At 67.9% G+C, this 13884-nt stretch carries 15 protein-coding genes; 10 read left to right on the top strand and 5 right to left on the bottom strand.

Annotated features, from left to right (window positions below; genetic code table 11):
• Positions 1-37: 37 nt before the first annotated feature.
• From AC5Y5E_RS29075 to era, 5 genes are read left to right on the top strand one after another with little or no spacing between them, the layout of a single operon-like run.
• Positions 38-1084 carry a PhoH family protein gene (locus AC5Y5E_RS29075; RefSeq protein ID WP_499907270.1) on the top strand — a complete coding sequence of 349 codons (1047 nt, stop codon included), beginning with the start codon at positions 38-40 and terminating at the stop codon, positions 1082-1084.
• Positions 1081-1614: an rRNA maturation RNase YbeY gene (gene ybeY / locus AC5Y5E_RS29070; RefSeq protein ID WP_499907268.1), complete on the top strand. Its 534-nt coding sequence runs from the start codon at positions 1081-1083 to the stop codon at positions 1612-1614. Before AC5Y5E_RS29075 ends, ybeY begins: the two co-directional genes overlap by 4 nt.
• Complete coding sequence (locus AC5Y5E_RS29065; protein WP_499907267.1) at positions 1611-2918, top strand: hemolysin family protein; 1308 nt, start codon at positions 1611-1613, stop codon at positions 2916-2918. The genes ybeY and AC5Y5E_RS29065 overlap by 4 nt, the downstream gene beginning before the upstream one ends.
• Positions 2911-3231, top strand: a complete 321-nt coding sequence (locus AC5Y5E_RS29060; protein ID WP_499907265.1) for a cytidine deaminase-like protein — start codon at positions 2911-2913, stop codon at positions 3229-3231. Before AC5Y5E_RS29065 ends, AC5Y5E_RS29060 begins: the two co-directional genes overlap by 8 nt.
• 15 nt (positions 3232-3246) lie before the next feature.
• Positions 3247-4146 carry a GTPase Era gene (era, locus tag AC5Y5E_RS29055; protein ID WP_499907263.1) on the top strand — a complete coding sequence of 300 codons (900 nt, stop codon included), beginning with the start codon at positions 3247-3249 and terminating at the stop codon, positions 4144-4146.
• On the opposite strand, the gene AC5Y5E_RS29050 is transcribed toward era, so the two are convergent.
• Positions 4135-5595 carry an aminotransferase class I/II-fold pyridoxal phosphate-dependent enzyme gene (locus AC5Y5E_RS29050; RefSeq protein WP_499907261.1) on the bottom strand — a complete coding sequence of 487 codons (1461 nt, stop codon included), beginning with the start codon at positions 5593-5595 and terminating at the stop codon, positions 4135-4137. The two genes, era and AC5Y5E_RS29050, sit on opposite strands and share 12 nt — an antisense overlap.
• 46 nt (positions 5596-5641) lie before the next feature.
• On the bottom strand, positions 5642-7132 hold the full coding sequence (locus tag AC5Y5E_RS29045; RefSeq protein ID WP_499907259.1) for an amidase: 1491 nt from the start codon (positions 7130-7132) through the stop codon (positions 5642-5644).
• A 62-nt stretch (positions 7133-7194) separates the two neighbouring features.
• Between AC5Y5E_RS29045 and recO the strand changes: the two genes are divergently transcribed.
• The 3 genes from recO to AC5Y5E_RS29030 are packed head-to-tail and all read left to right on the top strand — an operon-like array spanning position 7195 to position 9297.
• Entirely contained in the window at positions 7195-7992 is a 798-nt protein-coding gene (gene recO, locus AC5Y5E_RS29040) for a DNA repair protein RecO (protein WP_499907257.1), read from the top strand.
• On the top strand, positions 7985-8869 hold the full coding sequence (locus tag AC5Y5E_RS29035; protein WP_499907255.1) for a decaprenyl diphosphate synthase: 885 nt from the start codon (positions 7985-7987) through the stop codon (positions 8867-8869). The genes recO and AC5Y5E_RS29035 overlap by 8 nt, the downstream gene beginning before the upstream one ends.
• Positions 8869-9297, top strand: a complete 429-nt coding sequence (locus tag AC5Y5E_RS29030) for a hypothetical protein (protein ID WP_499907253.1) — start codon at positions 8869-8871, stop codon at positions 9295-9297. The genes AC5Y5E_RS29035 and AC5Y5E_RS29030 overlap by 1 nt, the downstream gene beginning before the upstream one ends.
• On the opposite strand, the gene AC5Y5E_RS29025 is transcribed toward AC5Y5E_RS29030, so the two are convergent.
• From AC5Y5E_RS29025 to AC5Y5E_RS29015, 3 genes are all read right to left on the bottom strand, one after another.
• Positions 9294-10286, bottom strand: coding sequence for an alpha/beta fold hydrolase (locus AC5Y5E_RS29025; RefSeq protein ID WP_499907251.1), 993 nt, complete (start codon positions 10284-10286; stop codon positions 9294-9296). The two genes, AC5Y5E_RS29030 and AC5Y5E_RS29025, sit on opposite strands and share 4 nt — an antisense overlap.
• Before the next feature lie 144 nt (positions 10287-10430).
• Positions 10431-10823 carry a Fur family transcriptional regulator gene (locus AC5Y5E_RS29020; protein ID WP_499907249.1) on the bottom strand — a complete coding sequence of 131 codons (393 nt, stop codon included), beginning with the start codon at positions 10821-10823 and terminating at the stop codon, positions 10431-10433.
• Positions 10820-11245 (bottom strand): ArsR/SmtB family transcription factor, encoded by a 426-nt coding sequence (locus tag AC5Y5E_RS29015; protein ID WP_499907247.1) that lies wholly within the window; start codon positions 11243-11245, stop codon positions 10820-10822. The genes AC5Y5E_RS29020 and AC5Y5E_RS29015 overlap by 4 nt, the downstream gene beginning before the upstream one ends.
• 205 nt (positions 11246-11450) lie before the next feature.
• Between AC5Y5E_RS29015 and AC5Y5E_RS29010 the strand changes: the two genes are divergently transcribed.
• Together AC5Y5E_RS29010 and AC5Y5E_RS29005 are read left to right on the top strand one after the other, a co-directional pair.
• Entirely contained in the window at positions 11451-12848 is a 1398-nt protein-coding gene (locus tag AC5Y5E_RS29010) for a glycine--tRNA ligase (RefSeq protein ID WP_499907245.1), read from the top strand.
• 399 nt (positions 12849-13247) lie between these two features.
• The coding region (locus tag AC5Y5E_RS29005) for a PPE family protein (protein ID WP_499907244.1) at positions 13248-13884 on the top strand (637 nt) is incomplete at its 3' end.

The following is a 13884-nucleotide window of genomic DNA, read 5'->3' as shown; positions in this document are numbered from 1 at the left end:
TCACCACGTCAGACGATAGGCAGGCATCGGAAACCACGTGACGCCCCGCGAGACCAGCGCTGCTGACGCAGCATCGACCTCCCAGGTTCGCAGCAGCATCAACGTTCCGCCCGATCTCGTCGTGGGCCTGCTCGGTTCGTCAGACGAAAACCTGCGCGCCCTGGAACGCACCCTCAACGCCGATCTGCACGTGCGGGGCAACGCCGTCACCATCTCCGGTGAGCCGGCCGACGTGGCGCTCGCCGAGCGGGCGGTCTCCGAGCTCATCGCCATCGTGGCCAGCGGCCAGCCGATGACGCCGGAGGTGGTGCGCCACAGCGTGGCGATGCTTGTCGGCACCGGCAACGAATCGCCCGCCGAGGTGCTCACCCTCGACATCTTGTCCCGCCGGGGCAACACGATCCGGCCCAAGACGCTCAACCAGAAGCGCTACGTCGACGCCATCGACGCCAACACGATCGTCTTCGGGGTCGGGCCAGCAGGCACCGGGAAGACGTACCTGGCCATGGCCAAGGCCGTGCACGCGCTGCAGACCAAACAGGTGAGCCGGATCATTCTCACCCGTCCGGCGGTGGAAGCCGGTGAGCGCCTTGGCTTTTTGCCCGGAACGCTGAGCGAGAAGATCGACCCCTATCTGCGGCCGCTGTACGACGCGCTCTACGACATGATGGACGCCGAGCTGATCCCAAAGTTGATGTCCGCCGGGGTGATTGAGGTCGCGCCGCTGGCGTACATGCGGGGTAGAACGCTTAATTCGGCGTTCATCGTGCTCGACGAGGCGCAGAACACCACCGCCGAGCAGATGAAGATGTTCCTCACCCGGCTGGGCTTCGGCTCGAAGATCGTCGTCACCGGGGACATGACCCAGATCGACCTGCCCGGCGGCGCCCGGTCCGGTCTGCGGTCGGCGGTCGACATCCTCGACAGCGTCGACGACATTTATGTCGCGGAGCTGACCAGCGTCGACGTGGTGCGCCACCGGCTGGTCTCGGAGATCGTCGACGCCTACGCCCGCTTCGAAGAGCCCGGCTCCGGGATGAACCGGGCGGCCCGGCGCGCGTCGGGTGGCCGAAGCCGCCGATGAGCATCGAAGTCTCCAACGAGTCGGGCATCGACGTCTCCGAGGCGGAATTGGTCAGCGTCGCGAAGTTCGTCATCGCCAGGATGGACGTCAACCCCAGCGCCGAGCTGTCCATGGTGCTGCTGGACACCGCGGCGATGGCCGACCTGCACATGCGCTGGATGGACCTGCCCGGCCCGACCGACGTGATGAGCTTCCCGATGGACGAGCTCGAGCCGGGTGGGCGACCCGACGCGCCCGAGCCGGGGCCGTCGATGCTGGGCGACATCGTGTTGTGCCCGGAATTCGCCGCCGAGCAGGCGGCCGCGGCGGGCCACACCCTGGGACATGAGTTGGCGCTGTTGACGATTCACGGAGTGCTGCACCTGCTCGGCTACGACCACGGCGAGCCGGACGAGGAAAAAGAGATGTTCGCCCTGCAGGACCGGTTGCTCGAAGGATGGGTCGCCGAACAGGTCGAGGCCTACCAGCAGGACCGACAAGAGGAACGCGACCGCCGACTGCTGGACAAGTCAAGGTATTTCGACAATTGACCGGTGTCTCGCAACTGCTCGGCGCGATCGCCCTGATCGCTATGGGCGGGCTTTTTGCGGCGATCGACGCCGCCGTCAGCACGGTCTCGCTGGCCCGGGTGCAGGAATTGGTTCGCGAAGAGCGGCCCGGCGCGGTGTCGCTGCTCAGGGTGATGAGCGAGCGCCCCCGCTACATCAACCTGATGGTGCTGCTCCGCATCATCTGCGAGATCACCGCGACCGTCTTGCTGGTGGTGTTTCTCTACGACAACTGGGGCATCAGGTGGGGGTTGGTCGGCGCGGCCGCCATCATGGTGGTGACCAGCTTCGTGGTCATCGGAGTCGGCCCGCGCACGCTGGGCCGCCAACACGCGTATTCCATCTCCCTGCTGACGGCCCTTCCGCTGCGAACGATTTCGTGGCTGCTGATGCCGCTCAGCCGGTTGCTGGTGGTCCTGGGCAACGCGCTCACCCCGGGCCGCGGATTGCGAAACGGGCCGTTCGCCTCGGAGATCGAACTGCGCGAAGTCGTCGACCTGGCCCAGCAGCGCGGCGTGGTCGCGGCCGACGAACGCCGGATGATCGAGTCGGTTTTCGAACTCGGGGACACCCCGGCCCGCGAGGTGATGGTGCCGCGCACCGAGATGATCTGGATCGAAAGCGACAAGTCCGCCAGCCAGGCGACCACCCTGGCCGTGCGCAGCGGGCACTCCCGCATCCCGGTGATCGGCGAGAACGTCGACGACGTCGTCGGCGTGGTGTACCTGAAAGACCTTGTCCAACAGACGTTCCTGTCGCCCGACGGCGGCCGCGACACCAAGGTGTCGCAGGTGATGCGCCCGGCGATCTTCGTGCCGGACTCCAAGCCGCTGGACACGCTGCTGCGTGAGATGCAACGCGACCGCAACCACATGGCCCTGCTCGTCGACGAATACGGCGCGATCGCCGGCCTGGTCAGCATCGAGGACGTGTTGGAAGAAATCGTCGGCGAGATCGCCGACGAATACGACCAGGCGGAGACGGCCCCGATAGAAGACCTGGGAGACAAGCGGTTCCGGGTTTCCGCGCGCCTTCCGATCGAAGACGTCGGGGAACTCTACGACGTGGAGTTCGACGACGACCTCGACGTCGACACCGTGGGCGGCCTGGTCGCCCTCGAACTGGGGCGGGTGCCGCTGCCGGGGGCCGAGGTGGTCTCGCATGGCCTGCGGTTGCGCGCCGAGGGCGGCCCGGATCACCGCGGGCGGGTGCGCATCAACACCGTCCTGCTGAGCCCGGCGGAAGCCGACGAATCGACGGACGGGGAGGCCGATCACCATGGCTGAGGAATTGGACGCCGAGGACGCCGAGCTGGTGGTGCTGGCGCGCGCCGCGATGGCCCGCGCCGACGCAGACAGCGGCGCCGCGGTGCGCGATGCCGACGGCCGCACGTATGCGGCCGCGCCGGTGGACTTGCCGACGCTGAAGCTGACCGGGCTGCAGGCCGCGGTCGCCGCCGCCGCATCCAGCGGGGCGACCGGGCTGGAGGCGGCCGTATTGGTGGCGGGATCCGCCGACGACCCGGGCATCGTCGCAGTTCGCGAACTGTCGCCCACCGTCGTGATCATCGTCACCGACCGCGCCGGTAACCTGCTATGACCCCGAGGCGACGGCATGGCTGAATTCCGTTCGGGTTTCGTGTGTTTGGTCGGCCGTCCGAATACCGGCAAGTCGACGCTGACCAACGCGCTCGTCGGCGCCAAGGTGGCGATCACGTCGACGCGTCCGCAGACCACCCGGCACACCATTCGCGGGATCGTCCACCGCGACGACTTCCAGATCGTCCTCGTCGATACCCCGGGCCTGCACCGGCCGCGCACCCTGCTGGGCAAGCGGCTCAACGACCTGGTCCGCGATACGTACGCCGAGGTCGACGTTATCGGGCTGTGCATCCCGGCCGACGAGGCTATCGGCCCGGGCGACCGCTGGATCGTCGAACAGATTCGTGCGGTCGCGCCCAAGACCACGCTCGTCGCGGTCGTCACCAAGATCGACAAGGTGCCCAAGGACCGGGTGGCCGCGCAGCTCGTCGCCGTCAGCGAATTGGTCGGTGGCTCGGCCGAAATCGTCCCGGTGTCAGCGGTAACCGGCGCGCAGGTCGATGTGCTGATCGACGTGCTGGCCGCCTCGCTGCCCGTCGGTCCCGCGTACTACCCCGACGGCGAGCTGACCGACGAGCCCGAGGAGGTCCTGATGGCCGAGCTCATCCGCGAGGCCGCCCTCGAAGGGGTTCGCGACGAGCTGCCGCATTCGCTGGCGGTGGTGATCGACGAAATCAATCCGCGCGAAGACCGCGACGACCTGATCGACGTGCACGCCATCCTCTACGTCGAACGGGACAGCCAGAAGGGCATCGTCATCGGCAAGGGCGGCGCGCGGCTGCGAGAAGTGGGTACCGCCGCGCGCGCCCAGATCGAGAAGCTGCTGGGCACCAAGATTTACCTTGACCTGCGCGTCAAGGTGGCCAAGAACTGGCAGAGCGACCCTAAACAGCTTGGCCGGCTAGGTTTTTAGCACCCGGACGGTCTGCAGCGACGGATCGGCCGCGTCGGGAACGTTCATCCCGGCGCACACCCCGGAGCACAAGTAATCCAGCACGGCACCATTGAGGCACTCGCCGGGCACGACGGCGGGAATTCCCGGCGGATACGGCGTGAGCTGTTCGGCCGCAACACGTCCCGCCGCCGCATCCGAGGCCACCACCTCGACCCGTCCGAAGAACGCGTCGCGCGGCAGGCACACCGTCTCCAGCTGCAGCTCCTCGGGTGAGGGCAGGTCGATTTGCGGCGGCGGGTCGAAGTCGTCCGCCGCCCTGCGCCATTCGGTCAGCGCCGTGGTGAGTCGGCCGGCGGTGGTCTTGTCGTCGGCGAAGGACAGCGTGGCCAGGATGCGGCGGTGATCGCTCATCCCGACGTCGACGTGGGCGTTCGCGCGCAGCCAGTCGGCGGCCTGATAACCCGAAGTGCCCGTCGCCGAAACATCCATCAGCACCTGCATTCGGTCCAGGTCGTGGGATGCCTCCACGCCCAGCAACTCATCGTCGAGCACTTCCACGTCGGGGACGCATTCGATGTCGTCGCGCAGCTGCATCGCCAAATCGAGTGCGGTGCTAAGCAATTCGTGGCCTTGTTCCACCATTTGCCGCCGCCACCCGTCCATCGCCGAGTACACCAGCACGTTGGGGCTGGTGGTCATCAGCAGATCCGCGCAGGCGGAAAGGCGGTCCTGGTCAATCAGATCGCCCTGTAGGTGGAACACCGAGCCCTGCTCGAAGCCGGCACCCATCTTGTGGACGCTGACGACGCAGACGTCCGCATCCGCGTTCATCGCCCAGGTCGGCAGGTCCTCGTGGAAGGGCAGGTGCGCACCCCACGCCTCGTCGACGATCAACGGCTTGCCGCGCGCGTGGCAGACCTCGGCGATGCCGGCGATGTCCGCGCAGGTGCCGTACGGGCTGGGGCTGACGATCAGCGCCCCGGCGGCGTCGGGGTGCTTTTTCCAGGTCTCCGCCACCTGCTCCGGGGAGGGCGGATGCGAGAAGTGCCGCTCGGCGTCCCAGCGGGGGGTGATCCAGCGAGGCTGCACGCCGGAGAAGATCAGGCCCGCCACGATGGACTTGTGGCTGTCCCGGCTCACCAGCAGGCTGCCGTCGCCACCGGCCACGGCCATCATCGCGGCCTTCACCGACAGCGAACTGCCACAGGTGGAGAACCACGCGGACTCGGCGCCGACGGCGTCGGCCATCAGGTCCTCCGCGCGCTTCAAGTACCCGTTGCTGGTCTTGCGGTCGTCGAGGCCGCCGCTGGCCAGCACGTCGTCGAGGAACGGTTCGCGGCCCAGCACCGCCAGGACCCGGTCGTCGGTGCCGCGGCCCTGCCGGTGGCCCGGTGGCGTGAACCCGTAGCGGTTCTTGTCGCGATAGTCGGCCAGCGCGTTCAGCAGTGGGGCGTCAGATTGATCCATCCTGACCGGGTACCCGAGTTGGCACGAGCTATGTGCGGCGGCCCTATCAGCGCGGCGGCGCGCCGGCCGGCGGGGTGCCGCCGCCGGCATGCCACCACACCGTCGGCTGCTTGGTCGCCCAGCCGCAGACGGCCTCCAGCTCGGCGGCCAGCGAGATGAGCAGCCCCTCGCTGTTTGCCGGGCCCATCAGTTGCACGCCGATAGGCAAACCATCGGAGGTGAACCCGGCCGGCACGTTGATGGACGGCCAGCCCAGCAGGTTCCACGGCCAGGTCAACGGGCACGCCGCGATCATCGTGCGGTCGGTGCCGAAGCCGCCCAACCGGTCGAAGGCGCGCGCCAGCGGCGGTGGCTGCGCCGTGGTCGGGGCGAGCACCACGTCGACGATGTCGAAGATGGAGCCGACCCGGCGCTGGTCGGCGGCCTCGTGGCGGCGCGCGCTGCGCAGGATCGCCTCGCCCATCACGTGGCCCACCCGCAGGTTGGCCAAGGTGCGGGGATCCCAGATAACGCCGTCGCCCAGCCGTTCCTCCCAGGCCCGCAGCCCCGCGGTGGACCGGGCCAGGAAATTCCACGACAGCCGCAGGCCGTAGTCGGGGTTGCCGGGCACCACGGTGTGGCCCAGTAACTGCAGTTGCTTGCCGACGGCCCGGGTCGCGGCCAGGATCTCGGGGTGCAGCTTGGCCCGGAAACCGGTGTACGGGAACCGCGTTGACAGCGCGATGTTGAGCGGACCGGGCGCCTTCCCGACATAGTCGGACGCCGTGATCGGGGGCGGCTGGTGCCGGTCGCCCTCGACGTTGCCCGACGCGGCGTCCAGCACCAACGCGGCGTCGGCCACCGTGCGCGCCAACACGCCGTTGACCGTGATCCCGTTGAACGCCTCCGGCAACGGCCAGGTGGAGATGCGGCCGCGCTGCGGCTTGATGCCAACCAGGTGCGTCCACGCCGCCGGGATGCGCACGCTGCCGGCCCCGTCGGAGCCGATAGCGGCGGTGACCAGGCCCGCGGCCACCGCGGCCGCGCTGCCCCCCGACGATCCGCCCGGCGTGTGCCGGCGCGACCAGGGATTGCGGGTGTGTCCGAACCCGGGGCCGCTGGTGAACGGCCATTGGCCCAGTTCGCAGGTGTTCGTCTTGCCCACGATCACCGCGCCGGCGGCCTTGAGGCGGCGCACCACCTCGGCGTCCTGGGTGGCGGGCGCGACGTACCCCTCGGTGCCGAACGCGGTCGGCACACCCGCGATGTCGACGTCGTCTTTGACCGCGATCGGGATGCCCAGGAGTGGGGCGGTGTCGCCGGCCGCGCGTCGCCGATCGGCCTCCGCCGCGTCGGCCAGCGCCGACTCGGTCAGCACCACCCGGAAGGCGTTCAGCGTCGGCTGGCTGTTGTGGATGGCGTGCAGGGACCGGCTCACCAGCGTGGTGGACGTCACAGCGCGGCTGGCCAGCTGATAGAGGAGGTCAGTCAGCGTGGGCAGGCGCTGATAGCCGGATCCCGCGAGGGGCCCGGCGCCCGACCCGGAAGCGCCAATCACGGGGTACGAGACTAGACGGCGCGGATACCCGCATTGTCGCGGCGGGGTGCAAAACTATTGTGATGCGGCTATATCGAGACCGGGCTGTTGTGCTGCGCCAGCACAAGCTCGGCGAGGCCGATCGGATCGTCACCCTGCTGACCCGCGATCACGGGCTGGTTCGCGCGGTGGCCAAGGGCGTTCGCCGCACCCGCAGCAAATTCGGCGCGCGACTTGAGCCGTTTGCTCACATCGACGCGCAACTGCACCCCGGGCGCAACCTGGACATCGTCACCCAGGTCGTCGCCATCGACGCGTTCGCCACCGACATCGTCAGCGACTACGGCCGGTACACCTGCGGGTGCGCGATGCTGGAAACGGCCGAACGCCTCGCCGGTGAGGAGCGGGCCCCGGCCCCGGCCCTGCACCGGCTCACGGTGAGCGCGCTGCGCGCGGTCGCCGACGGACGCCGGCCCCGCGACCTGCTGCTGGACGCCTATCTGCTGCGCGCCATGGGCATCGCCGGATGGGCGCCGGCGCTCACCGAGTGCGCCCGCTGCGCCACACCCGGTCCGCACCGCGCGTTTCACATCGCCGCCGGGGGCAGCGTCTGCCCGCATTGCCGCCCGGCCGGCTCGACCACCCCGCCGCCGGGTGTGCTGGATCTGATGGCCGCGTTGCACGACGGCGATTGGGAGGCCGCCGAAGCGTCGCCGCAGTCCCACCGTAGCCACGTCAGCGGGTTGGTGGCCGCGCACCTGCAGTGGCATCTGGAACGTCAGCTCAAAACGTTGCCGCTGGTGGAGCGGACGTATCAGGCCGACCGCACAATCGCCGAACGGCGCGCAGCGCCGATCGGGCAGGATAAGGCCTGTGGCTGAGCGCAAGCCGAAGTCGACCGACTTCCCGCAACTGCCCCCCGCACCCGACGATTACCCGGTCTTTCCCGACACCTCGACCTGGCCGGTCGTCTTCCCGGAGCTGCCGCCGTCCGCCGACGGTGGCCCGCGCCGGCCGCCGCAGCACATTTCGAAGGCGGTCGCGCCGCGGATCCCCGCGGACCGACTGCCCAATCATGTCGCGATCGTGATGGACGGCAACGGTCGCTGGGCCACCCAACGCGGGATGAGCCGCACCGACGGCCATCGGGCGGGCGAGGCCGTCGTGATCGACATCGTCTGCGGCGCAATCGAAATCGGCATCAAGTGGCTCAGCCTCTACGCCTTTTCCACGGAGAATTGGAAGCGGTCCCCCGAGGAGGTTCGCTTCCTGATGGGGTTCAACCGCGACGTGGTGCGCATGCGCCGCGTCAACCTCAACACGATCGGGGTCAACATCCGCTGGGTCGGTTCGCGGCCCCGGCTATGGCGCAGCGTGATCAACGAGCTGGCGATTGCGGAGGAGATGACCAAGAACAACGACGTCATCACCGTCAACTACTGCGTCAACTACGGGGGGCGTGCCGAAATAGCCGACGCCACAAGGGAGATCGCGCGCCTGGCCGCTGCGGGCCGGCTCAACCCGGAACGCATCACCGAGGCCACGGTGGCCCATCACCTGCAGCGGCCTGACATTCCCGACGTGGACCTCTTCCTGCGGAGCTCGGGGGAGCAGCGCACCAGCAACTTCATGCTGTGGCAGGCGGCCTACGCCGAGTACATCTTTCAGGACAAGCTGTGGCCCGACTACGACCGCCGCGACCTATGGGCCGCGTGCGAGGAATACGCCGAGCGCAACAGAAGATTCGGGAGCGCATAGTGCCATCACTGCAGGAGCGTCTGGCGTCGATACTGCGCGATGTCCTTCCCGTCGACGAGGAGCCCGACGGCGCACTCACGTTGCGCCACAACGGAACACTGGCGTCGTTACGGGTGGTGAACATCGCCGAGGACCTGGACCTGGTCTCGCTTACCCAGATCCTGGCCTGGGATCTGCCGCTGACCAAGAAGATCGGTGACCAGATCGCCAAGCAGGCGCGCGACAGCAACTTCGGCAGCGTGACCCTGGTCGAAAAGCCCAGCGAGCAAGCGGTGCAGCGCAACTCGGGAAAGGGCGCGTCCAAGACCGGCGACGTGATGCTGCGCTACAACTTTCCCGGCGGCGGGCTGACCGACGACGCCCTACGCACCCTGATCCTGCTGGTGCTGGACACGGGCGCCGAGATACGGCGTTCGGTGACGGGCTAGGACACCGCCGACTCGGCCGGCGAACCGGGGGCGATGTCCTCGGCGGCGCCGGTCCGCAGCAGCAAGTGCACGAGGCTCGGGTCGTGCTCGGCCGGCCGGGTCGAGTCCATGAATCGTTCGACGACCTCGACGAAGCGATCCGGGTGGTCGTGATGCGGGACGTGCCCGGACTTTTCGAAGATCTCCAGCCGCGATCCGGCCATCGTCGCGTGGGCCGTCCGGGCGTGGCTCACCGGGATCACCAGGTCGTCTTCGCCCCAAATGATCTGCACGGGAATGGATTGCACCAGGTAGCTGCGATCCAGCATGGTCACGTATTGGCCGCGCCCGTCCACCACCGATCGCAAGGTGCGCGCGAATGCCGACAAGGCGGCGGGATCGCGAAAACCCTCGAGCAGACGCACCGTGTCGACGGCGTCGCGACCGAACTTGGTGGAACCGAGCAGCGCCTGGATGGCGCGGCCGAAGACTCGCATGGCGGGCAGCGCGCCCGGCACGCGCACCATCGCCAACGCCTCGCTGCCCAGCGGCATCGCCGCAAACCGCAGCGCGAAGCTCACATCCGACTCGACGCCGCCGGCGCTGACCAGCACGAGGCGTTCGACCAGATGCGGGTACTGGTAGGCGAACTGCATCGCCACGCCGCCGCCGAAAGAATGCCCGACGATGGTGACCCGCTCGATGCCCAGCACGGCTAGCAGGTCACGCATCCCGTTGGCGAAGGCCGGCAGCGAGTAGTCGGCGCGCGGCTTGTCGGACTCGCCGTGGCCCAGCAGGTCCGGCGCGATGACGGTGAACCGCTGCGCGAGCTTGGCGTGCACCGGCCCCCACGATTCGGATTTGTCGCCGACGCCGTGGATCAGCAGCAGAGCCGGCCCGGATCCGGCGATCCGGAAGGCACGCCGGTAGCCGTGGATGGTGCGAAACTGCAGTGACGGGGCCTCGACGTCGCGTACCGCCCGCAGGTGGGGGGCTGGTTGCTTCCGCATCGTGTTCTCGCTTCCCTTGAGTTCTGGTTGCCTCGGCCCGTGGGCCACTCATGGGTAGGAGCACGCGACGGTCGCGTATCGGACACTTTTTTCAGAACTTTTCCGGTCAGAAAAGACACGGCGTCCGCGCCGGCGCGGTTCAGCCTAAGAACCGCACTGCGAGCACGTTCCGAAGATTTCGATGGTGTGGCTGACGTCGGAAAAGCCGTGCTTGGCGGCCACTTGCGCCGCCCACTCCTCGACCTCGTGGTCGCCCACCTCGATGGTGGAACCGCAGCCGCGGCATACGAGGTGGTGGTGATGATGGTCCGAGCACCTGCGGTAGACCGACTCGCCGGTGTCGGTGCGCAGCGTGTCGACCATGCCCGCCGTGGCCATCGACTGCAGCGTGCGATACACGGTGGTCAAACCGATGTTCTCGCCGCGCCGGCGCAGCTCGTCGTGCAGCTCCTGGGCGGAACGGAATTCGTCGAGCGTTTCCAGCAACGTGGAGATCGCCGCCCGCTGCCGGGTGGCACGCACACTCGTGCCGGTCACACCGTGTCCTCACTCGCGTGAGCGACCGCGTCGACGACGATGTGCGCCAGGTGGTGGTCGGCCAGCCGGTAGAGCACCTCGCGGCCGGATCGCTCCCCGGCGACCACGCCGGCCGCCTTGAGGATCTTCAGATGCTGACTGACCAGCGGCTGCGGCACGCCGAGGGCGTCGACCAGTTCGTGCACGCAGCGCTGCGATTCGCGCAACTGCAGCACGATGGCGATCCGCACGGGCGCGGCCAGCGCGCGCAGCAGCTCGCCCGCCGCGTCGAGGATTTCCCGCGACGGCGGCACCGGGTATTCGGAGAATCTCGCGTGCTCACCGGGCCCGTCGTCGCCGTGCTGGTGGGGCACCCCGCCCAGGTCGGACTGTGCATCGCCGGCCGCGGCGGTCGTCGCCGAGGAGGACTTGGAAACGGGCACAGAGGAGGACATCGCCATCCGAGAGTCATCACCTCGAGAAGTGCCGGGTCGTTTGGAGGGGCCGCGACGGAGTCATGGTCGGCCGCTTTCCACTGTCACATGCATGATGACGCATGTCAAAGACCGGTGCGACGGTCGATACCATGGCTGATGTTTTGCGGGCGGCCTTCGCCGGCCACCTGTCTGCCCGGATCTTCGAAAGGGAGTGCACTGCCCCGTGGCGTCCGTCATCGACACCGTAGTCAACCTGGCCAAACGGCGGGGCTTCGTCTTTCCGTCGGGCGAGATCTACGGCGGGACCAAATCGGCGTGGGATTACGGCCCGCTGGGCGTGGAGCTCAAGGAGAACATCAAGCGCCAGTGGTGGCGCGCGGTCGTCACCGGCCGCGACGACGTGGTGGGGATCGATTCGTCGATCATCCTGCCGCGCCAGGTGTGGGTGGCCTCCGGCCACGTCGAGGTCTTCCACGACCCGCTGGTGGAGTGCCTGAACTGCCACCACCGGCACCGCCAGGACCACCTGCAGGAGGCCTACGCGGCGAAGAAGGGCATCGCTGATCCGGATTCGGTGCCGATGACCGAGATCGTCTGCCCGGACTGCGGCACCAAGGGCCAATGGACCGAGCCTCGCGAGTTCAACATGATGCTCAAGACCTATCTCGGGCCCATCGAAACCGAGGAGGGTCTGCACTATCTGCGGCCCGAAACCGCGCAGGGCATCTTCGTCAACTTCGCCAACGTGGTGACGACGGCCCGTCGCAAGCCGCCGTTCGGCATCGGGCAGATCGGCAAGAGCTTCCGCAACGAGATCACGCCCGGCAACTTCATCTTCCGCACCCGCGAGTTCGAACAGATGGAGATGGAATTCTTCGTCGAGCCGTCGACCGCCAAGGAATGGCATCAGTATTGGATCGACACGCGCCGGGAGTGGTATGTGGACCTCGGCATCGACCCGGAGAATTTGCGACTTTACGAGCACCCCAAGGAGAAGTTGTCGCACTACTCGGATCGCACCGTCGACATCGAGTACAAGTTCGGTTTCGCCGGCAACCCGTGGGGTGAGCTGGAAGGTGTCGCCAACCGAACCGATTTCGATTTGTCAACGCACGCAAAGCATTCCGGCGTCGACCTGTCGTTCTACGACCAGGTCAACGACACCCGATACACGCCGTACGTCATCGAACCGGCAGCCGGCCTGACGCGGTCGTTCATGGCGTTTTTGATCGACTCCTACACCGAGGACGAAGCCCCCAACGCCAAGGGCGGCATGGACAAGCGCACGGTGCTTCGGCTCGACCCGCGCCTGGCGCCGGTCAAGGCCGCGGTGCTGCCGCTGTCGCGGCACGCCGACCTGAGCCCCAAGGCCCGCGACCTGGCCGCCGAATTGCGCAAAAGCTGGAACATCGATTTCGACGACGCCGGCGCAATCGGGCGCCGCTACCGGCGCCAAGACGAGGTCGGCACGCCGTTCTGCGTGACGGTGGATTTCGACTCGCTCTCCGACGACGCCGTCACCGTGCGCGAGCGCGACAAGATGACGCAGGACCGGGTGGCAATGGGCGCCGTCTCCGACTACCTGGCGGTGCGCCTCAAGGGTTGCTAGGGCCGGCGCCGACGGTTGGGAGCGGCGTTCGTCACTCATTGCCGCAATTCTTGACGGGATATTCGGATGACTGGAATTGCATCCGATTTGGACGTTTTATAAATATAATTTGCGCGGCAGGTGAGACCATTCCGACCGGCACCGGGAAATTCACGCCGCTGGCGTACCCGACGGCTGTTTCGCCAGTTGCGCCCCCGTCGGTGCTGCGGGCGACAAGCCGTTTTCGGATTGGATCAAGTTTGTGTAGTTGACTCGGTCAAGTTTATGTTCTCGACCGGTTCAAGTTTAGAAAAAAGATGGGGTAGTTCGGCGATTTTAGGCTTACGATCCGCAGTGGTGTGTGTTGATTTTCGAGCAGCGCCAAGACGCGTGTCGCGCCTGGGCTGAACGGGGGTCGTGATGGTTCTCGACTTTTCCTGGCTGCCGCCTGAGATCAATTCGGCGCGGATATCCGTCGGCGCCGGTTCGGGGCCGCTGTTCCTGGCGGCGTCGGCCTGGGACGCGCTGGCGTCCGACCTGTCGGCCGCGGCGTCGTCGTTCAACTCGGTGGTCACCGGGTTGACCGGTGGGCCGTGGACGGGTCCGTCGTCGGCCGCCATGGCGGCGGCCGCGGCGCCGTACGTGGGGTGGCTGAGTTCGGCGGCGGGGCAGGCCGCGGACGCGGCGGGCCAGGCCCGCGTGGCGGCCACGGCGTTCGAGTCGGCGTTGGCGGCGACGGTGCCTCCCGCGGCGGTGACGGCGAACCGTGCGCAATTCAGGGCCCTGATCGCGACGAACATTCTGGGCCAGAACACCCCGGCGATCGCGATGACCGAGTTCGAGTACCTGGAGATGTGGGCGCAGGACGTCGCCGCGATGCTGGGCTACCACGGCGGGGCGTTGGGCGTGGCCGCGGCGTTGCCGTCGTTCAGCCTGCCGCCGATGGACCTGTCGGGCCTGACGGGGCTGCTGAGCGCGCCGCTGACCGGCCTGGCGGTGCGAGTCGCCAGCGTGGGGGGTGCGGTGGGGACCGCGATTGGGGCTTCGTCGGCGGTGT

This window comes from Mycobacterium sp. NGS54 (genome assembly GCF_059812465.1).
This window is presented reverse-complemented; position numbering and strand designations above follow the sequence as displayed.